Below are 19,892 nucleotides of genomic sequence, written 5' to 3' on the forward strand. Positions count from 1 at the left end.
CCCCGCAATCACGGGGCTTAGCACTATAAACTATATTAACGCAGAAGAGACAGTACGTTCTGGGTCGTCTGGTTTGCTTGTGCCAGAACAGAAGTACCCGCTTGTTGCAGGATCTGTGCACGAGACATGTTAGACACTTCGGTCGCGTAGTCGGAGTCTTCGATACGGCTACGTGCAGAAGACAGGTTGTTCACTGTGTTACCCAAGTTAGTGATGGCCGAATCGAAACGGTTCTGGATGGCACCTAAAGAGCTACGTTGAGAGTCAACAATCTTCAAAGCATTATCGATAGTTGCTAAAACATCAGGGCTTGTGGAAATTTTAGTTCCTACAGAAACAACACCCGTTTTTGAATCGACGTTAGCACGGTTAAAAGTGCCATCAGCGTTTTCAACCACATATCCAAGTTCGCCATTATCTTTTTTGTAAGATTTAAATGTTTGGTTAGCAGCAAGTCCAGATGTATTTGCTGCAACCTTTTTATCTACTTCCTTGAATTCTGTAACCTTTGTGGTTTGGTCAACATCAGTTGCTGTCACAGAAGTATCACTTGAATCCCAAGTGACCTTACCATCAGCATTTTTAACAGCAGCGTGATATGCACCGTCTTTATCTTTTACTGCATATCCGGTACCATCCTTCAATGCATACAAACCGTCTGCCGCTTTTGGATCAGCACTATGACTATCAATCTGGATTTCTGCTTTAATAGTTTTAGAGGACAGAACGATATCACCGCCATTAGCAACGGTTTTAGTGCTTGTTGAATCAAATTTTGAATCAACAGAGAAGTTTGCTAAGCCGAGAGTACCTGTGTCAATTTTCTTCAAATCGATATCAATCTTCTCTCCATCATTAGCGCCAACTTGGATGCTAAGTTTTGAGTCTGATGTTAATACCTTAACGCCGTTAAATTGAGTTTGACCAGAAACCCGGTCAATTTCAGCTAAACGTTGTTGAATTTCCTCTTGAATGGATTGAACATCTGAATCAGAGTTTGTCCCATTCTGAGATTGAACAGCCAGTTCACGTACACGCTGCAGATTATTGTTGATTTCGTTCAGTGCACCTTCAGTCGTCTGTGCGATGGAGATACCGTCATTGGCGTTACGAGAAGCCTGAGTCAGACCTTTGATGTTCGAAGTAAAGCGGTTAGCAATCGCCTGACCTGCTGCGTCGTCTTTAGCGCTGTTGATGCGCAGACCAGAGGACAGACGCTCGATAGCAGAGCTCAGGGAAGACTGAGATTTGTTCAGGTTGTTCTGAGTCAACAGCGACAGGCTGTTGGTATTGATAACTTGTGCCATAAGATTTTCCTTTTGGTGTATAAGCCAGGCTTACCTGTGTCATTCAAGTTATCGACCACTTTGGCCTAAACTTTATCTTTTTTTTATTTTCATCAATCTATTGTTTTTATTTAGTTTTTAGCAGACTAAGGGCTGCTAACAGTACATAACCAATTATGTGACTTTTTTCATCAAGTCTTGCTCTCTTTTGCTATCTCACAAAAAATTGCTAAGCGATTGCCAGATCGGTCAAGCAGGTTCCACAAGCTTCCGAAGATAACTCTCGATCTTTTACAAATATCATGCGGGTCAATGGCATTAACCTAGTTAGTATCAACAATCGAACGTTTTATGACACCAGTAAACCCTACCTTAAATTGGTGTCATTAAATTAGCATATTGACATTATGATACCATCAGTTAATTATGATACCGTTTTTGATACCAATCAGGGGAGCGATTATGAGCCGTACATTTGCATATTGCCGTGTGTCCACCAGCGAACAGTCAACAGAAAACCAGATTATGGCGATTCGTCAGGCTGGCTATGCAGTGAATGATAGCAGGGTGATATCAGAAACCGTGTCAGGGGGAGTACAGGCGATGCAGCGCAAAGGCTTTGCTGATATGGTGACTCATAAACTGGAGGCTGGGGATCAGCTTGTAGTATTGAAACTGGACCGCCTGGGAAGGGACAACATCGACGTGCAGCAAACCATTACGATGCTGGTGGATAAAGGGATTGATGTTGTTTCACTGGATCTGCCTGTGCGTAACCTTTCCAGCGCGGAAGGGAAACTGATGCTGCAAATGTTTTCTGCGTTTGCAGAGTTCGAAAAATCCCGCATCATTGAACGCACAAAAGAGGGTTTAGTAAGAGCCAGGAAGGAAGGGAAGACGTTAGGCCGTCCGGTTGCGTCAAATACCCTTCAGCGTGTACAGGAAGCCAGAGCTAAGGGGCTGAGTCAGTCCAAAGCGGCGTTAGAACTGAATTTAAGCCTCCCGACTATCAAACGAAACTGGAACATCAAAGAGGCATAAGATTTAACCTGTCTTCACTAAGATTCAGATGCTGCCCTACACAACGTGTGAGGCTTAATTATGGCTATTTTCGGGTCAATTAATTCGAAATATTCCGGCGACAGTAAATCCAGCGGAGCCGCACACCAGCTTAAATCTACCTGGAAAAGATAGTGATGGGGTGCTACATTTAAAAGTTAAGCTGTGGTGCATGAGGGAAGGCATTGTTAAACGCAATGAGCGCTATCGTGAGCGATTTTTGTAGTGTGGGTAATGCGAAGGTACTGCCTCCATATTTAAATTGCGTAGAGAGCGTTATATAAAGGATTTAACACTCACTGATTCTTGTCACACAGTTTTGATGTTGAGTGTACCCGATCGCCATTTCCGGTCTGATACTTCCCACGCTCTTTCGCCAGATACGATACCCACAGAAAAGGACCCTCTAGCGTTTCCGGCTTATTTCTTTCGATAACGTAATGATTCGGATATCTTTTCGTTGCTTTTGGTAGCTCCACCAGCGTTGCTTTACCGCCCGTCAGACCCATCCAGATTTCAACAATACTTCCGGCTATTCCACTGGTTGATGTCCCAAGGCGTTTGACCTGTCGATGCGGGAGGGCAATCCAGCAATGGTAATGCACCTGTTTTGCTTTCTCTTTCTCCCGTACCCAGCCATAAGCAAAGTTGAGGATCGGTTCTGCCAATCCCTCAGGTCTGTTTAATTTAGACTTCAGACGTTCACGTAGTTTTTTAAACAGATCACTTACCCACCTGTTGCCTGTATCTATTGGGGTGTTCCCTGGTAAGCGTAAATCGAAGCGAGAGAAGTAAATCCGGCTGTAGATGGATAGTATTGCATCAAGCTGTTCTGCTATAGGGGTAAGGATATCAAGTCGAACACCAGACTGGTCGGTGGCGTTAATTGGGTAGGAGTAACCATGACGAATGAAAACATCACCTGTGATGATCCTGTAACGCCCGTGTTTATGAACAGTAGTTGTGTAAGGCGTAGCATGTGCGAGCACTGAATGAGCAGTTCCTTCTTCTGACACAACACCCCCATAAATTATTTATATAACCCCCCGCGTACACGCACACACGTATAAGTTATTACCATCTGACCACCGTAAAACGAAGTGGTTACGGATAGCACAAACCCCATCAGGCAAAGCCTGACGGCAAAAAAAAATGGATAAAATTTTTCGAAGAAAGTTTACACGACGTATAAAAACCCAATATAACAATAACGCACAATTCTTGGCGGTGCAAATATTATTTTAATATGCGGTATTTTTCAGGTTGGCTCCTGCACCTTTCTGCTTTTGCTTCAACCTGATTCAATGCTTCACAATCGATAAATTCTTTGCGGCGAATCACCTAACAAATTGAATTATAAGTGGCATTGCTAAAACCAATCAACACTATCAACAACTGGAAGTAAATCAGAAACTTTCATCTTGCCCGTGTAAACCTTGGTTTGCCCTTGGTTTGAATGTTCGTGACCAATCGTCTGCTGCACTAGTGTGAGGGTGTGTTTTGCCTGAATTTCAGTTACGAAAGTGTGGCGTAAGCTGTGAACAATGCGCCTGTTTTTAAAATCGTCAAGATAATCAATATTCAATTGCTCGCGTATCGCGTGGAACAACCGGGTTACCTGACTTCGATTAGTAATCTCGGGAAACAAGTAAGCATCTGACTTTTTGCCATCTAGATACAGCAAGAACCCCATGTCAAGAAGACGCTTTGCGATAGGAACCTGCCGGATCCCTGCCTCAGTTTTACTATCCCCAATCATTATGTAATGTCTCTGACTGTCCTCGTCCAACCGCACATCAGAAACTTTCAGTTTTGCGATTTCAGAACGACGAGCACCAGTATACGCCAGTAGCAAAAAACCCCATTTATTCCAACCATCCAAAGTCGCGAAGTGGCATACCAATTTTCGCATTTCTGCTTGAGTGTAATAACCATAGCTGTGGCTTTTAGCTTGGTACGTGACGTTAAGAGTCGGTGATGATTCAAGAATATCCTCTTCTTTAGTCAGGTAGGTTGAAAACAACCCCTGACACAGCTTCAGATAATCTTTGACTGTTTTGGATGAAACCAGATCTTCTTCTGGGACTTCATCCAAGTCCAAACATTGCTGGATAGTCATCCGGTTATAAGGCTTCTTATTCTGACGGGGTAAACCTTCAACTACCTCAAGCAGGTTTTTGATATCACGTCGAGTAATATCAGTAACTTGAGTATCTGCCCCCAAAACCGCTTCTATCACTTCATAGTATTTTTCATTGCCTTGCCTAATCTTCGGTGCCCAATCAGATTTAAAGCTGAGAAATCCCTGCCATGCCTCAGATAAAGTCAGTTTAGAAGCCAATGGTTCTTCAGATTTATCGGCTACGGTGTGAGTGTAATCGTTGTCTGGACGCATAGAGTTAACAATCTGCCGATAATCAGAATTTCGCTGATCTATAAAGGCTATATGCGCATCACAGTAGTGTCTCCAGAGGAGATCATATTCTGAAGCTAGATAATCGATCTCATCCTCCATTCCTGTAAGATCAAATTGGCTACTAAGTTTTTCTATAACTGAATCTATCGACAATGGGTCAGAGTCTTGTTTGAAGGTAAAATCAAGCAGTTGCCCGAAATCAGACGCATTACGTTTTTCATCAACCAACGAACCTGACGCTCGCAAGGTGCTACGCACTTTTGAGGGGATTTTTTTTACTGCGGCATAAAAAGCAGCCTGAATGCTGAGTAAATAGTTATCAATGTCTTTTTGTTCTAATTTCTTCATTTTCTGCACTATATCCAATAGTTGGGTTGGCTCCATCTTGGACGATTTTACAAGAGAAATGAACATAGAGAGGCGGGAAGATATAAACCTTGCTCTGCTGGCTGAATCGCAACCTAAAGATACACGAAAGAAGCCACCTAAAGGTAGTCTGAAATGAAGGCAGTAGCGATTGCCACGCTTCAGGATATTCGGGATGGAACAGCCGTTGGTGTGCCTCGTTTGTATCACAGTCTGTGTCACATTTTTACCTATTAAGGCCTGAGACACACCAACGTATTGTTTTAGAAGAAGTTGAAGCTGACCGATAAGCCGGGTTCTGTCGTGGACAGTCATTCATCTAGGCCAGCAATCGCTCACTGGCTCAAGCAGCCTACCCGGGTTCAGTACGGGCCGTACCTTGTGAACCCCTATTTGGCCTTGCTCCGGGTGGAGTTTACCGTGCCACGGACTGTTACCAGCCGCGCGGTGCGCTCTTACCGCACCCTTTCACCCTTACCTGATCCCACTTACGTGGGCCATCGGCGGTTTGCTCTCTGTTGCACTGGTCGTGGGTTTCCCCCCCAGGCGTTACCTGGCACCCTGCCCTATGGAGCCCGGACTTTCCTCCCCTCCGCCCGTCTCCCCCGAAGAGGACGACGACGAAGCGGCGACTGTCTGGTCAGCTTCGGCGCGCAGTATAGAGGGTTTGCGGGGTAATGTCACCCCGCACTGCGCATTCCTATCGCCAACGTAGCGGCGATGTTTCTTGAGGCGCGATAAATATTATCAAATGCCCCACGGAAGGCCTCTTCCAGCGTGCTGATGCTGGTCAATACGCTAAACACCGCATCGATACCATATTGATGCACCACTTCCACATCGCGCGTCAGGCTGCCGCCAATACCAATTACCGGTTTGTGGTATTTCTTCGCGACATTCGCCACGCCAACCGGCACTTTGCCGTGAATACTCTGGCTGTCGATGCGTCCTTCGCCGGTCACCACCAGCGTACAGTCGTGAATATGCTCTTCCAGATTGAGGGCCTGAGTCACAATCTCTATCCCACTGCGCAGCTCCGCGCCTAAAAATGCCATTAACGCGGCGCCCATACCACCGGCAGCCCCCGCCCCGGGAACATCCTTCACGTCTACCCGCAGCGATTTTTTAATGATGTCGGCGTAGTGAGACAAATTTCGGTCCAGTTCGAGAATGCGTTCTTCCGTCGCCCCTTTCTGCGGGCCGAAGATGCGCGAAGCGCCAGTATCACCTGTGAGCGGATTGGTCACATCGCAGGCCACGCGAATGGAGCAGGTTTTTAATCGCGGATCCAAACCGGAAATGTCGATGCTGTTGAGGCTCATCAGACTGCCGCCCCCGTAGCCAATCTCTGTCCCGTTAGCGTCGCAAAGTTTCGCGCCCAGAGCCTGCACCATACCCGCGCCGCCGTCGTTGGTTGCACTACCGCCAATGCCGATAATAATGCTCTGCGCCCCGCTATCCAGCGCCTGCAAAATCAATTCCCCGGTACCACGTGTCGTGGTGACTAACGGGTTACGCTTATCAGGAGGTACTAACGCCAGACCACTGGCTGCCGCCATTTCGATAAACGCAGTTTTACCATCTCCGGACATGCCCCAGCAGGCATTCACTTTTTCGCCCAGCGGCCCCGTTACCCACGCGGAATATTCACTCCCTTGCGTGGCGGCAATCATGGCTTCGACCGTTCCTTCGCCGCCGTCGGCCACCGGAACTGAAACATATTGCGCATCGGGAAATATTTCCCGAAATCCTTTTTCTATTGCCTGAGCGACCTCAGTGGCAGATAGACTTTCTTTATAAGAGTCTGGGGCAATTACGATTTTCATAGTTATGTAGCCTGACTGTGCCGCGCAAGGCAAGAAATACAGGGCGCACATCCGCGCCCTTCTTGTTAGCGTGTGACTTCCACTTTCGCCAGTTTTTCGTAGTAGCATGCGAGCGCGCTGTGATCGGCGGTGCCCAGCCCATCTGCGCGAAGCGCCTGCATCATCTCCATGACTGCAGCAGTCAGCGGCAACTGCGCGCCGACCCCATGAGAAGTGTCCAGCGCATTCGCCAAATCTTTGATATGCAGGTCAATACGGAAACCTGGCTTAAAGTTGCGGTCCATGACCATCGGCGCTTTCGCGTCCAGCACGGTGCTTCCGGCCAGTCCGCCACGGATCGCCTGATACACCAGATCCGGGTTCACACCCGCCTTGGTCGCCAGCGTCAGCGCTTCAGACATCGCCGCAATGTTCAGCGCTACAATCACCTGGTTCGCCAGCTTAGTGACGTTACCCGCGCCAATGTCGCCGGTATGTACCACTGAGCCAGCCATCGCTTTCAGCAGATCGTAATACTTGTCGAAAATCGCTTTATCGCCGCCGACCATTACCGACAACGTACCATCAATCGCTTTTGGCTCGCCGCCGCTGACCGGCGCATCCAGCATATCCACGCCTTTCGCTTTCAGCGCGTCGCTAATTTCACGGCTGGCCAACGGTGCAATGGAGCTCATGTCGATAAGCACTGTGCCCGGTTTCGCACCTTCAATAATACCGCCTTCACCCAGCGCCACTTCCTTAACATGCGGCGAGTTCGGCAGCATGGTGATGATCACGTCGCACTGCTCAGCAATATCTTTCGCCGTGGCGGCGGTTTCTGCACCAGCGGCAATGACTTCCGCAATGGATTCCGGGTTACGGTCAGCAACCACCAACGAGTAACCTGCCTTGAGGAGGTTTTTACTCATTGGTTTACCCATAATACCGAGGCCAATAAAACCAACTTTCATTGTCATGTCTTTATCTCTCTCTACTGTCGATGGTGGTTATTTCTTAAAAGAATCAGCCAGTTTCTGCGTGGCTGAACGGAACACGCCAAGGTCGCTGCCAACAGCAACAAAGGTCGCGCCCCATTCCAGATAACGACGCGCATCCGCCTCTACCGGCGCCAGAATTCCGCTTGGTTTGCCATGTGCTTTCGCGCGGGCAAAAATGTGCTGGATAGCTTTCTGCACATCAGGATGTGACGCATTGCCGAGATGGCCTAGCGCCGCAGCCAGATCGCTTGGGCCGACGAAGACACCGTCTACACCTTCGGTCGCCGCGATGGCGTCAACGTTATCAACGCCCTGCTGACTTTCGATCTGCACGATGATGGTGATGTTCTTATTCGATTGCGCAAAGTAGTCCGGTACGGTGCCAAACATATTGGCGCGATGGGAGACGGACACGCCGCGAATACCTTCCGGCGGATAGCGGGTCGACGCCACGGCGTTCACCGCCTCTTCTTGTGTCTCAACGAACGGGATCAGGAAGTTGTAAAACCCAATATCCAGCAGGCGCTTGATAATCACCGGCTCGTTGGTCGGCACGCGTACGACCGGCGCGCTGGCGCTGCCTTTCAGCGCCATCAATTGCGGGATAAACGTCGAGATATCGTTTGGCGCGTGTTCGCCGTCCAGTACCAGCCAGTCAAAACCCGCCAGGCCTAAAACTTCGGTACTGATTGGGCTGGCCAATGCAGACCAGCAGCCAATCTGAATCTGTTGCGCCGCGAGGGCCGCTTTAAACTTATTCGGGAAAATCGTGTTATTCATCGCCTATACCTTTGTTTATTTCTGCAATTCCATACGTTTAATGTCACCGACAATAAACAGGTAGCAAACCATTGCCATCAGCGCCGAACACCCTACAAACATCAGCGCAGCATTAAATGAGTGCAGCTCGCTCACCAGATAACCAATCACCAGCGGGGTGACGATAGAGGCTACGTTGCCAAATACGTTAAATACCCCACCGCACAGACCAACGATTTCTTTCGGCGCGGTATCGGAAATCACCGGCCAACCCAGCGCGCCGAAGCCTTTGCCGAAGAACGCCAGCGCCATCAGCGCGACAACCAGGGTGGTGTTATCGGTGTAGTTACACAGAATAATGGTCGACGCGAGCAACATTCCGAGCACAATCGGCAGCTTACGTGCCAGGGTGATGCTGAAGCCACGTTTAATCAGATAATCAGAGAACACACCGCCGAGCACGCCACCGGCAAATCCGCACAGCGCAGGAATCGACGCCACCAGACCGACTTTCAGGATCGACATGCCTTTTTCCTGTACCAGGTAAATCGGGAACCAGGTAAGGAAAAACCAGGTGATAGTGTTGATAAAATACTGTCCGAAGAACACGCCAAGCATCATGCGGTTTGTCAGCAACTGCTTGATATAATGCAGTTTAGGACCACCTGATTTCACATCGCCGGGCTTTTTATGGTCCATATCCACGACCGCGCCGTTTTCAGAGATAAACTTCAGCTCTTCCTGCGACATACGCGGGTGATCGGTTGGGTTATGAATAAACTTTACCCACAGGCCGGTGAGCACAAAACCGATAACGCCCATCACGGTAAATACGTGCTCCCAGCCCCAGGCAAAGGTCAGCCAGCCCAGCAGCGGCGAAAACAGCGCCAGAGAGAAATATTGTGCGGAGTTAAAAATCGCAGATGCCGTACCGCGCTCTTTCGTCGGGAACCAGGCCGCCACAATACGGGCGTTCGCCGGGAAGGACGGCGCTTCCGAGAAGCCCAGCATAAAGCGCATGATGAACATTGAAATACCCGCCCAGGCCAGCGGGAACATGTCGACAAAACCCTGCAGAAAAGTAAACAGCGACCAGAAGAACAGACTGTAAGTGTAGACTTTCTTCGAACCGAACTTATCCAGCAGCCAGCCGCCAGGGATTTGCATCAACAGGTAAGCCCAACCGAAGGCGGAGAAAATGTAACCCATTGAGATGGCACTGAGCTGCAACTCTTTCGCCACTTCCGTGCCGGCAATAGATAGCGTGGCACGGTCCGCATAGTTAACGGCGGTAACAATAAATATTATTAGCAATATTAAGTAACGGGTGTGCGTACCTTTCTTTTTCTCGACAACTGTATCCAGTATCATTCTAATTACCTCGGGTACATAAAAGTTTTTATTATTATTTGGCAGATATCCCTGGTGATAAATTACCGATAATAAAAACGTATAATAATTTATCAGACGCTATGAAACCGTGATTTAGTATAATCAGCAGTGCAACGTTAATCATTGTGCAAGCGCTCATTAAATATGCGTTATGAAAATAATGTTTTGGGCATATGCACACATGCATGGGCGCTAATCCACACATTTACGTATTGCTACCCCTGCTGGTGCGGTCTTGCTGAGTTTAAGTGATCATTGTCACATTCTTCACGATAAACTCCTGACATTCTTATTTCACGATACCGAATCTTTATTACTGAAAATGAGATTCAAAATATAAATATCCACACTATTATCACCACTTGTTGGAGAATACTGGACAATGGCCGACATCGAAATTAGACAAGAATCGCCAACGGCGTTTTATATTAAAGTTCACGAAACAGATAATGTGGCGATAATTGTCAATGACAATGGTCTGAAAGCCGGAACGCGTTTTCCGGACGGACTGGAACTTGTTGAACATATTCCCCAGGGTCATAAAGTGGCGCTCGTGGATATTCCTGTTCATGGCGAAATCGTGCGTTATGGCGAAGTGATAGGCTATGCCATTCGCGACATCCCACGCGGCAGCTGGATTGATGAATCAATGGTTGAGCTGCCCAAGGCTCCGCCGCTGGAGACGCTGCCGCTGGCAACTAAAGTGCCTGAGCCGCTGCCGCCTCTCGAGGGTTATACCTTCGAAGGTTACCGCAATGCTGACGGTAGCGTTGGCACCAAGAACCTGCTCGGCATCTCCACCAGCGTGCACTGCGTGGCGGGCGTGGTGGACTATGTGGTGAAAATCATTGAACGCGATCTGCTGCCCAAATACCCGAATGTTGACGGTGTGGTGGGGCTCAATCATCTGTACGGTTGCGGCGTGGCGATTAACGCTCCAGCCGCCATCGTGCCCATTCGAACTATTCATAATATTGCGCTGAACCCTAACTTTGGCGGTGAGGTAATGGTCATTGGCCTCGGCTGTGAAAAACTGCAGCCAGAGCGCCTGCTGGAAGGTACGCACGATGTAAAAAGCATTCCGGTCGACAGCGCCAGCATCGTCAGCCTGCAGGATGAAAAACACGTCGGCTTTCAATCAATGGTTGCCGATATTTTGCAAGTGGCCGAACGCCATCTGGCAAAGCTCAATCAGCGCCAGCGTGAAACCTGCCCGGCATCAGAACTGGTGGTCGGCATGCAGTGCGGCGGCAGCGATGCGTTTTCCGGCGTGACGGCCAATCCAGCGGTAGGTTATGCTTCCGACCTGTTAGTGCGCTGCGGCGCCACCGTGATGTTCTCCGAAGTCACCGAAGTGCGCGATGCCATCCACCTTCTGACCCCGCGCGCGATTAACGAAGAGGTGGGTAAACGCCTGCTCGAAGAGATGGCCTGGTACGATAACTACCTGGATATGGGCAAGACTGACCGGAGCGCCAACCCATCACCTGGCAACAAGAAAGGCGGTCTGGCAAACGTGGTAGAAAAAGCGCTGGGTTCTATTGCGAAGTCGGGCAAGAGCGCGATTGTCGAAGTCTTGTCGCCGGGACAGCGTCCAACCAAACGTGGTCTGATTTACGCTGCCACCCCCGCCAGCGATTTTGTCTGCGGTACGCAACAGGTTGCTTCCGGGATCACAGTACAAGTCTTTACCACCGGTCGCGGTACGCCGTATGGCCTGATGGCTGTGCCGGTGATTAAAATGGCGACACGCACCGAGCTGGCCAATCGTTGGTTTGACCTGATGGACATCAACGCCGGTACCATCGCTACCGGAGAAGAAACCATTGAAGACGTGGGTCTGAAACTGTTCGAGTTTATTCTCGACGTCGCCAGCGGACGTAAGAAAACCTTCTCAGATCAGTGGGGACTGCATAACCAACTGGCGGTGTTTAACCCGGCGCCAGTGACCTGATTATCGAAACGAAAGCCAACGAAAAAACGGGGATTTGTCCCCGTTTTTAATGTCGATGCTTTAACAAATAAAGTGATAACGTTCGCATTTTAAGAGGTTTTTTTAAACATCTGTTTTTTTCGATTCAAACCTGCCAAATGAACCTAACGATATGAAATTAAAAGAAATAATACCACCATTGTTTTACGTTATATTTTCGTTTTGATAAAAGAGAAACCTACCGAAAGACGACCTTGTTTTAATGCGATAATCCCCTCTTTTTTACTGCTTTGACTTTCTCCGGTGTAAAACAGATTATTCATAGGCTGCTGTAATTTACCTCATAAGCATTCTGACCTGAATAAAGAGGGAAGTTATGTATACCCTGAATAAAAATAATGTCGCATTGGCTTGTCTTATTTCCTGTTTACTGGCAACTCCTGTCTTCGCGAGTGCTGAAGGCCAGTCGGACGCAAAGCCTGTTAAATTACGCTACACGTTATGGGACCGCAATCAACTCCCTGGCGAACAACAGCTCGTTAATGAATTTGAAAAAGACAACCCCGGAATTAAGGTCGAAATTGAACTAACTCCTTATGACCAGTATTTTATCAAACTCAGTTCAGCAGTCGGTGGAAATGTAGCACCGGATGTATTCTGGATGAACATGCCTAATTTCCAGCAATATGTGAAAAATGGCATGCTGGAACCACTGAGTAATTATCTGAAAGATAAATCAGCGCCGAAACTGGATGATTTTGTTAAAAGCTCAGTCGATGCCTACCAATACCAGTCGCAACAATATGCCATCCCAAGGGATATTGATGCAATTGCCGTCTGGTACAATAAAAAAATGTTCGATCAGGCTGGTGTGAGCTATCCCGATAACAACTGGACATGGGACGATTTAAAACAAAAATCAGAGCAGTTGCGTAAAGGGCTGGATAAACAGTCTTATCCACTGGCAATGGAATTCAGCAGCGGACAGGATAGTTACTTTAACCTGCTATTACAGGCCGGGGATAAGATTGTACTACCTGAGGGCAAAACGGATGTTGCCAATGACAAAGCTATCGCCGTCTATCGCGATGTTCAAGGCATGCTGAACGCGGGACTAATCCAACCGCCAGGCGAGATGGAAGCCTCAGACGTCTTCCAGTCAAACCGGGTAGCCATGGTCTACGCAGGCTCATGGTGGGCATTACCCTTCTCTCAAAATGAGCTGATTAAGGATCACATCGGCGTATTGCCAATGCCAAAAATGGCAGAGCAGGCAGGTGTATCCCATAGTCTGGCATTTGCTATGTCAGCCAAAAGTCAGCATAAAGATGCGGCGTGGAAGTTCATTGAGTTCATGAGTTCTGAGCATGCGCAGCAGACTCTGGCGACGGGAAAAGTCGTGATCCCCGCTAACCAAAAAGTGGCCAAAGAGTGGGCTGAAGGCTTTAAGGATATTGATGTTTCAGCCTATATCGATTCGTTGGCTTTCTCACATAAATATCCAACCGCGGGCTCCAATACCGCTAAGTGGAATAGCATTCTGAATGATGGCTTGAAAAAAGTGTGGACGGGTACTGACCCAGAGAAAGTCATGCCTGGTGTCGCTAAACGCGTTGAACGAGAAATGCAGAAATAATCCTGAGGGAGCCATGCTCCCTCTCGCTTTCGCCCGCGCAATATATTTTGGTTGCACAGTGAGCATCCCGGAGTCTGTATGAGCTATTCAGATGAAGCTGCATCCCCACAATTACCGGCCAGAGAGGTGCAAAAAAAATCCCTGACCAAGCTGGAAAAAGAAGAACGCTTCTGGGGATGGATAATGATTATGCCGTTACTGGCGGGGTTAATTGTTTTTTACTTTACTCCATTCTTCCAGAACGTTTTTTATAGTTTCACTGACCTGGGTGAGTTTCAGATCTGGACGACGATCAGCTTAGATAACTATATTAATTTATTCAGCGATGATGAGTTTCGTTCAGCAATTTATAACACCTTGGCCTATGTTTTTATTTGCGTACCGATAATCACCGTTTTGTCATTACTGCTCGCAATTGGCCTGAATCAGGCGATTCGCGGTCAGTGGTTGTTTCGCACGCTGTTATTTCTGCCCGCTGTCACTATGCCTGCGGCCATTGCTATGGTCTGGCAGTGGTTGATGAACCGAAACTTCGGCTTAATTAATCAGATCCTGGCCTTTTTCGATCTTCCGGCCATCGGTTGGTTATCCGATCCCGATGTCGTCCGCCTGAGCGCCTCGTTGGTTATCATCTGGTCGGCTATTGCGCTGAAGATGATCATTCTGCTCGCTGGATTGCAGGGGATCCCCAAACAAATTTATGAAGCGATGTCGCTGGATGGCATCAGCAAATTGCGTGGATTCTGGTCTATTACCTTACCGCTAATGATCCCCACGCTGTTTTTCGTACTGGTGATCTCTTTTATCGAAACGCTGCAAATTTTCGATGTGGTTTATCTGCTGTTTGGCAGTTCATCCATGGTGGACGATCAGACAATGACTATCGCCTATCTCTTCTATAAATACGCCTTTATCTACCATGAAAAAGGGTATGCCTCAGCGATCGCCGTGGTGATTTTCGTTATCACGATGGTCCTGACGCTGCTGCAAATATGGATTGGTAAACGACTTAAAGCACAGTGAGGCAACCACGATGTTCATGACTAAACGTGAAAAATGGCTAATTTACGGCTTGATGATCCTCGCGACGCTGGTAACTGTGGTTCCCTTCATCTGGATGATCATCACCTCTTTTAAAACCCAGGCAGAAAGCATCGCCTTTCCGCCGATCCTGCTACCTGCCAACCCAGGGTTTCAGGCTTACGGTAAAATCTTGCATGAAATGCCTTTTGGCAGCTTTTACTTTAACTCGATCGTCTCCACGTTGGTCATCGTCATTTTGCAGACGCTGATTGCGGCAATGGCAGCGTACGGTTTCTCCCGACTGCGTTTTAAAGGGCGAGATGTCCTGTTTATGCTGTGTATTTCAATTCTGATGGTGCCCGGTCAGATCTTTTTAATCCCACAGTTTTTAACCGTTGAAAAAATCGGTTTGCTGAACTCAATTCCTGGACTGGTGCTACCGGGTTTATTCAGCATATATAGCGCCTTTTTATTGCGTCAGTTTTTTCTGTCAGTACCTAAAGAACTGGAAGAGGCAGCCATTATGGATGGGTATAACCATCTGACTATTTTCTTCAAAATTATGCTGCCATTAATTAAACCAGGGCTGATTGCCTGCGTCATTATTAACGGATTGTGGAGCTGGAATAACTTAATGTGGCCGCTGATCGTCAACACCTCCATGGATAAAATGACATTACCGGTGGGGTTAGCCTCACTTTCCGGACGCTCAGGCGTGGAATATCCGATGTTAATGGCGGGCGCATTGCTGGCGATTATCCCGATGTTGTTACTTTATATCTTCTTCCAGCGCTATTTTATTCGCGGCATCGCTGGTGCCGGAATTAAAGGATAAGGGGCAGTGTTATGTCAGGTATTCAATTACAGGCAGTAAGCAAAGTCTATCCCAATGGCTTCCAGGCGATCCATGGCGTTGATCTTGAAATCCACGATGGCGAATTCATGGTGTTTGTCGGGCCATCAGGCTGCGCCAAATCAACGCTGCTGCGCATGATTGCAGGTCTGGAAGATATCACTCATGGTCATATCGCAATCGGAGAGAAGTGCGTCAACGACCTGCTACCAAAGGAGCGAGGCGTTGCCATGGTCTTCCAGAATTATGCCCTCTATCCCCACATGACGATTTATAAAAATATGGCATTCAGTCTGTTAGGGAAAATGAGCAAAGAAGAGATTGATATCCGCGTACGGGAAGCTGCACACAAGCTGGAAATAGAGACATTACTCGATAAAAAGCCCGGCCAACTTTCGGGCGGTCAATGTCAGCGCGTTGCCGTTGGCAGGGCCATCGTGCGTAAGCCAGACGTTTTTTTGTTTGATGAGCCGCTTTCCAACCTGGATGCAAAGCTGCGTGTTTCAATGCGCGTGCGGCTGACAGAACTGCATCGACAACTGCGTCAAGAAGGCGTGAGCGCAACCATGGTGTACGTCACGCACGATCAGATTGAAGCAATGACGATGGGAGACAGGATTTGCGTCCTTAATGGCGGTCGTATTATGCAGGTGGATACCCCAGGAAATATCTACCATCACCCCAGGAATAAATTTGTTGCTGGTTTTATTGGTAATCCGGCAATGAATATTATGCTGCTTGATATTGAACCCGGCACTCGTGGTCTGCGCCTGGCTGAAAATTTAATCCTGCCATTAAATACACGCTTGAGTAACCTACTGGAGCAATACCCGCACTCCAGCGTCTGGTTCGGCATCCGGTCAGAGGCCATTCAGTTAGCCTCGCAGCATGACGTCTCTGCGTTCGATGCGCACATTACCAACGTAGAAAGGATGGGCAACGAAGACCTTCTGCATTTTGATATTGGTGAGCAACATATGATCTTACGTATTAACTCTTCACCCGACTGGGCCCCTCTTCCCGGCGAATCTATCAAAGTGAAATTTAATCTGGAAGCCGCCTTTTTGTTTGATAAAAAACATGAAGAAAATTTGGCCTGACCGTTATTCAGGCTAAGTGAAAAATGAGAGGTTTATATGTGTGCGAATAAAGTGACCGTATTAGTGGTAGGGGCTGGTGCGCGCGGAGAAATATATGCTCGCTATGCGCTTGAACATCCAGACAGAATGCAGGTAGTAGGCGTTGCTGAGCCCAGAGAGGCGTATCGCCAGCAGTTTGTCGCACAGCATAAGATTGCCCCAAATAACGTATTTTGCGACTGGCAAGAGGCTGCGGCCCAACCCAAAATGGCCGACGTAGTACTTATTTGCACGCAGGATAATATGCACAAAGATCCTGCCGTGGCGTTTGCCAATCTCGGCTATCACATTCTGCTGGAAAAACCGCTCGCCCCTACGCCAGAAGATTGCCGGATCATTATTGATGCGGTTAAACGCAACAACGTATTACTGGCCGTCGCGCACGTCCTGCGGTACACGCGCTATACGCAAAAGCTGAAATCACTGCTTGATGATGGCGTAATTGGCGATATTGTCAGCATGCAGCATCTCGAACCCGTAGGTTACTGGCATCAGGCGCACTCGTTTGTACGTGGTAACTGGCGCAATGAAGCAGAATCGTCATTTATGTTATTGCAGAAATCCTGTCATGATTTGGACTGGATCCGCTACATCATGGGCGACAACTGCAAGGACGTAGGATCATTTGGCAGCCTGAGCCACTTTGTGAAAGAGAATCAGCCTGCTGGCGCCGCCGACCGCTGCCTTGATTGTCAGGTTGAAGCAACCTGCCCCTGGTCTGCCTGCAAAATTTATCTGGGTGAAAACCACAAATGCACTCCCCACTTCCGTCGGGTGCTGACTGCAGATCCCAGCGAAGAAAATGTCCGCCAGGCGCTGCGCGATGGGCCTTATGGTCGCTGCGTTTATCGTTGTGATAATGATGTGGTGGATCATCAGGTTGTTAACTTACGTTTTGCCCACCAGCAGACAGTGACCTTTACCATGACCGCGTTTACCAAAATGGAAGATCGAAAAACGCGCCTGTTTGGCACCAGAGGTTATCTGGAAGGTGATGGCGAGCAGATCCGGGTGTTTGATTTCCTGACAGACAAAGAAACTGTGCATCAGATCGAGGAGATCGCCGCTGGAACACAAACCCAGATGGGGGGACATGGTGGTGGCGATTACTACCTGATGGATCGCTTTATCCATGCAGTGATGGCCAACGATCAAAATATGATCCTTTCTGGCCCGGATGAGTCACTGGAAAGTCACTTAATGGTCTTTGCCGCAGAACGCGCTCGCAAGGAAAACAGTCTGGTTACGCTGTGAAGCCGGAGGAGATGAGGCATGTTTTACGGTGTTGATATTGGTGGAACCAAAACTGAAATTGTCGCTTTTGATAAGGAAATGCAGGTTTGCTGGCGCAAGCGCGTCGCCACGCCAGTCCAGGATTATGAACTCTTTCTTTCGACCTTTACTTCACTTATTGATACCGCCGACTGGGCGACTGGAACGCAAGGAAAAATTGGCATCGGCATGCCCGGTCTTATGGACAGACATACCGGAAAATTACTGTCATCTAACGTGCCTTGCCTTACTGGACGCCAGGTGATGAACGATCTGGCCCACCGCCTCAATCGTTCGGTTGAACTGGACAATGATTGCTGCTGTTTTGCACTCTCGGAAGCCCATACCCAGCAGGCTCGCCAGTTCTCCAGAATTTTTGGTGCCATTATTGGCACCGGCATGGGTGGAGGGTTAGTCATTGACGGTCAGTTGTATCGGGGTCGCAACCGAATGGCCAGTGAGTTTGGCCATTTACCGCTTCCGGCAACGTTTATGCGTCGTTATCATTTACCGGAACTGCAGTGCGGTTGTGGCTTACAAGGGTGTCTGGAACGCTATCAATCCGGCCCCGGTTTACTGTGGCTCCACAAACACTTCAGTGGAGAACAACTCAAAATGGAGACCCTGCTGGAGCATTATCGTCATGGCAATGCCAGCGCCGTTACTACCATAGAAGCATGGATTGATATGTTGGGTTGTACGCTGGCGCAATTGCAGTTGATTCTGGATGTCGATGCTTTTGTTCTCGGCGGTGGGGTTTCCAACATCGAAGAAATTTATACGTTGCTGCCGCAGGCCATGTCACGTTATTTGTTCCCTGGATTAGAACCTGCCCGCGTATTCCCGGCCATCCATGGCGCATCCAGCGGGGTTCGCGGTGCCGCATTGCTGCTGGTTGAACAGGGTACGCAGACCCACTAAAAAACTGCTGGCGGGGGAAACTCGCCAGCAGTTTCAGTTATTCATCCGCAATCACCACATCCACCCCAAGCTGGATTAACGTCCGGTGGTAATTTTCTGGGATCCCGCTGTCGGTAATCACCCGGTCAATCCCGCTGATTTCGCTAATCATACAGAAACTTTTGCGGCCAAACTTGCTGGAGTCCGCGACTACCGTGACCTCCTGCGCAACTTCACACATTACCTGATTCAGATGTGCTTCTCCCGGATGTGGCGTGGTAATTCCCGCTTCCAGGCAGAATCCGTCAACGCCTAAGAAAAGCTTATCAAACCGGTATTGCCTAAGCTGGTGTTCTGCTGAAGGGCCATACAATGAATAGACGCTTTGCCTGACATTCCCTCCCAGAATCATGACGTCTACGCGCTCAAAATTCGCCAGTTCCCATGCAATGTTGAGCGCATTGGTCATCACCACCAGATCGCGGCGATTTTTTAACATGGGAGGAATGAGCGTGGTGGTCGAACCGGAATCGAGGATTAACGTGTCACCATCTTTCACAAAGCTGGCCGCTTTTTCGGCAATACGCGTTTTCACATCGCGATTCAGTCGGTCCTTATCCTGCAAAGGCCGGTCAAGGGCAAAGTGCTGATTGAGAACCGCCCCGCCGTAGGAGCGCATGACACATCCCTTCTGTTCCAGATAACGTAAGTCGTTGCGGATCGTAACCGATGACACACCAAAATGGACGCTCAGTGGCTCGACACGAACGCTACCCTGATCGCATAGCAGATCAATTATTTGCTCGCGACGTCTTAAGTTATCCAGCATTTCTATTGCTCCATCAAATATTCATGTTGTTTTGTTTTAGCGCTTTAGCACTTTCGTTTTCTTTTGAATATATTACATCAGAAGCAATAAGGTGAATTTGTGCGCACTGGCCCAGCGTTGAATTTAACAAAAATTGACTATTTTCTTTCGTTTTAGCAAATCGAAACGAAGAAAACCGAAAAAATGAAAAGGTCAAAAGCGAGTAAGATGCGAGAAAGAGACGGGA

The 19,892-nt window shown here is 48.4% G+C and carries 16 protein-coding genes and 1 other RNA gene; 8 read left to right on the top strand and 9 right to left on the bottom strand.

Going from position 1 to position 19,892, the window contains the following annotated elements; all coding sequences use genetic code 11:
* Positions 1-35: 35 nt before the first annotated feature.
* Positions 36-1,307: a flagellin FliC gene (locus tag WC1_RS04185; RefSeq protein WP_000079831.1), complete on the bottom strand. Its 1,272-nt coding sequence runs from the start codon at positions 1,305-1,307 to the stop codon at positions 36-38.
* 441 nt (positions 1,308-1,748) lie between these two features.
* Between WC1_RS04185 and WC1_RS04180 the strand changes: the two genes are divergently transcribed.
* Entirely contained in the window at positions 1,749-2,327 is a 579-nt protein-coding gene (locus WC1_RS04180; RefSeq protein ID WP_016151033.1) for a recombinase family protein, read from the top strand.
* Positions 2,328-2,641: 314 nt separating this feature from the next.
* On the opposite strand, the gene WC1_RS04175 is transcribed toward WC1_RS04180, so the two are convergent.
* The 7 genes from WC1_RS04175 to garP all read right to left on the bottom strand — a co-directional run bounded on the left by WC1_RS04175 (position 2,642) and on the right by garP (position 10,060).
* A complete protein-coding gene (locus WC1_RS04175) occupies positions 2,642-3,361 on the bottom strand; it encodes a YagK/YfjJ domain-containing protein (protein ID WP_048963232.1) in 720 nt (239 codons plus the stop codon).
* Between the two features lie 353 nt (positions 3,362-3,714).
* Positions 3,715-5,175 carry a tyrosine-type recombinase/integrase gene (locus tag WC1_RS04170; RefSeq protein WP_016151035.1) on the bottom strand — a complete coding sequence of 487 codons (1,461 nt, stop codon included), beginning with the start codon at positions 5,173-5,175 and terminating at the stop codon, positions 3,715-3,717.
* A 223-nt stretch (positions 5,176-5,398) separates the two neighbouring features.
* Positions 5,399-5,775, bottom strand: an RNA gene (gene rnpB, locus WC1_RS24090) — RNase P RNA component class A.
* Positions 5,776-5,807: 32 nt separating this feature from the next.
* Positions 5,808-6,953 (bottom strand): glycerate 2-kinase, encoded by a 1,146-nt coding sequence (gene garK, locus WC1_RS04165; protein WP_032948045.1) that lies wholly within the window; start codon positions 6,951-6,953, stop codon positions 5,808-5,810.
* Between the two features lie 65 nt (positions 6,954-7,018).
* The gene (gene garR, locus WC1_RS04160) at positions 7,019-7,909 is read right to left on the bottom strand and encodes a 2-hydroxy-3-oxopropionate reductase (protein ID WP_003840019.1); all 891 of its coding nucleotides are present in this window, start codon (positions 7,907-7,909) and stop codon (positions 7,019-7,021) included.
* A gap of 30 nt (positions 7,910-7,939) precedes the next feature.
* On the bottom strand, positions 7,940-8,710 hold the full coding sequence (gene garL, locus WC1_RS04155; RefSeq protein ID WP_003840018.1) for a 2-dehydro-3-deoxyglucarate aldolase: 771 nt from the start codon (positions 8,708-8,710) through the stop codon (positions 7,940-7,942).
* Between the two features lie 15 nt (positions 8,711-8,725).
* Positions 8,726-10,060 carry a galactarate/glucarate/glycerate transporter GarP gene (garP, locus tag WC1_RS04150; RefSeq protein WP_003024898.1) on the bottom strand — a complete coding sequence of 445 codons (1,335 nt, stop codon included), beginning with the start codon at positions 10,058-10,060 and terminating at the stop codon, positions 8,726-8,728.
* A gap of 403 nt (positions 10,061-10,463) precedes the next feature.
* On the opposite strand from garP, the gene garD reads away from it, so the two are divergent.
* The 7 genes from garD (at position 10,464) to WC1_RS04115 (ending at position 18,858) form a co-directional block, all read left to right on the top strand.
* Positions 10,464-12,035 carry a galactarate dehydratase gene (garD, locus tag WC1_RS04145; RefSeq protein ID WP_016151038.1) on the top strand — a complete coding sequence of 524 codons (1,572 nt, stop codon included), beginning with the start codon at positions 10,464-10,466 and terminating at the stop codon, positions 12,033-12,035.
* Between the two features lie 355 nt (positions 12,036-12,390).
* Positions 12,391-13,650, top strand: coding sequence for an ABC transporter substrate-binding protein (locus WC1_RS04140; protein ID WP_016151039.1), 1,260 nt, complete (start codon positions 12,391-12,393; stop codon positions 13,648-13,650).
* A 78-nt stretch (positions 13,651-13,728) separates the two neighbouring features.
* Positions 13,729-14,673 carry a carbohydrate ABC transporter permease gene (locus WC1_RS04135; protein WP_003024905.1) on the top strand — a complete coding sequence of 315 codons (945 nt, stop codon included), beginning with the start codon at positions 13,729-13,731 and terminating at the stop codon, positions 14,671-14,673.
* A 10-nt stretch (positions 14,674-14,683) separates the two neighbouring features.
* Positions 14,684-15,508, top strand: a complete 825-nt coding sequence (locus WC1_RS04130; protein WP_003024907.1) for a carbohydrate ABC transporter permease — start codon at positions 14,684-14,686, stop codon at positions 15,506-15,508.
* 11 nt (positions 15,509-15,519) lie between these two features.
* Positions 15,520-16,626, top strand: coding sequence for an ABC transporter ATP-binding protein (locus WC1_RS04125; RefSeq protein WP_003840008.1), 1,107 nt, complete (start codon positions 15,520-15,522; stop codon positions 16,624-16,626).
* A 36-nt stretch (positions 16,627-16,662) separates the two neighbouring features.
* Complete coding sequence (locus tag WC1_RS04120; RefSeq protein ID WP_003840006.1) at positions 16,663-17,919, top strand: Gfo/Idh/MocA family protein; 1,257 nt, start codon at positions 16,663-16,665, stop codon at positions 17,917-17,919.
* Positions 17,920-17,937: 18 nt separating this feature from the next.
* A complete protein-coding gene (locus WC1_RS04115; protein WP_016151040.1) occupies positions 17,938-18,858 on the top strand; it encodes an ROK family protein in 921 nt (306 codons plus the stop codon).
* Between the two features lie 37 nt (positions 18,859-18,895).
* Here the strand turns inward: WC1_RS04115 and agaR are convergent, their stop codons facing one another.
* A complete protein-coding gene (gene agaR, locus WC1_RS04110) occupies positions 18,896-19,666 on the bottom strand; it encodes a transcriptional repressor AgaR (protein WP_003024920.1) in 771 nt (256 codons plus the stop codon).
* Positions 19,667-19,892 lie beyond the last annotated feature (226 nt).

Source organism: Citrobacter sp. KTE30, assembly GCF_000398825.1.
Lineage (GTDB): Bacteria > Pseudomonadota > Gammaproteobacteria > Enterobacterales > Enterobacteriaceae > Citrobacter > Citrobacter freundii.

Excerpts from the sequence above, each read along its gene's own strand:
- agaR (WP_003024920.1), bottom strand. The coding sequence starts at position 19,666 with ATGCTGGATAACTTAAGACGTCGCGAGCAAATAATTGATCTGCTATGC.
- WC1_RS04125 (WP_003840008.1), top strand. The coding sequence starts at position 15,520 with ATGTCAGGTATTCAATTACAGGCAGTAAGCAAAGTCTATCCCAATGGC.
- WC1_RS04180 (WP_016151033.1), top strand. The coding sequence starts at position 1,749 with ATGAGCCGTACATTTGCATATTGCCGTGTGTCCACCAGCGAACAGTCA.
- WC1_RS04115 (WP_016151040.1), top strand. The coding sequence starts at position 17,938 with ATGTTTTACGGTGTTGATATTGGTGGAACCAAAACTGAAATTGTCGCT.
- WC1_RS04140 (WP_016151039.1), top strand. The coding sequence starts at position 12,391 with ATGTATACCCTGAATAAAAATAATGTCGCATTGGCTTGTCTTATTTCC.
- WC1_RS04170 (WP_016151035.1), bottom strand. The coding sequence starts at position 5,175 with ATGTTCATTTCTCTTGTAAAATCGTCCAAGATGGAGCCAACCCAACTA.
- garL (WP_003840018.1), bottom strand. The coding sequence starts at position 8,710 with ATGAATAACACGATTTTCCCGAATAAGTTTAAAGCGGCCCTCGCGGCG.
- WC1_RS04120 (WP_003840006.1), top strand. The coding sequence starts at position 16,663 with ATGTGTGCGAATAAAGTGACCGTATTAGTGGTAGGGGCTGGTGCGCGC.
- garK (WP_032948045.1), bottom strand. The coding sequence starts at position 6,953 with ATGAAAATCGTAATTGCCCCAGACTCTTATAAAGAAAGTCTATCTGCC.
- WC1_RS04130 (WP_003024907.1), top strand. The coding sequence starts at position 14,684 with ATGTTCATGACTAAACGTGAAAAATGGCTAATTTACGGCTTGATGATC.
- garD (WP_016151038.1), top strand. The coding sequence starts at position 10,464 with ATGGCCGACATCGAAATTAGACAAGAATCGCCAACGGCGTTTTATATT.
- garP (WP_003024898.1), bottom strand. The coding sequence starts at position 10,060 with ATGATACTGGATACAGTTGTCGAGAAAAAGAAAGGTACGCACACCCGT.
- garR (WP_003840019.1), bottom strand. The coding sequence starts at position 7,909 with ATGACAATGAAAGTTGGTTTTATTGGCCTCGGTATTATGGGTAAACCA.
- WC1_RS04135 (WP_003024905.1), top strand. The coding sequence starts at position 13,729 with ATGAGCTATTCAGATGAAGCTGCATCCCCACAATTACCGGCCAGAGAG.
- WC1_RS04185 (WP_000079831.1), bottom strand. The coding sequence starts at position 1,307 with ATGGCACAAGTTATCAATACCAACAGCCTGTCGCTGTTGACTCAGAAC.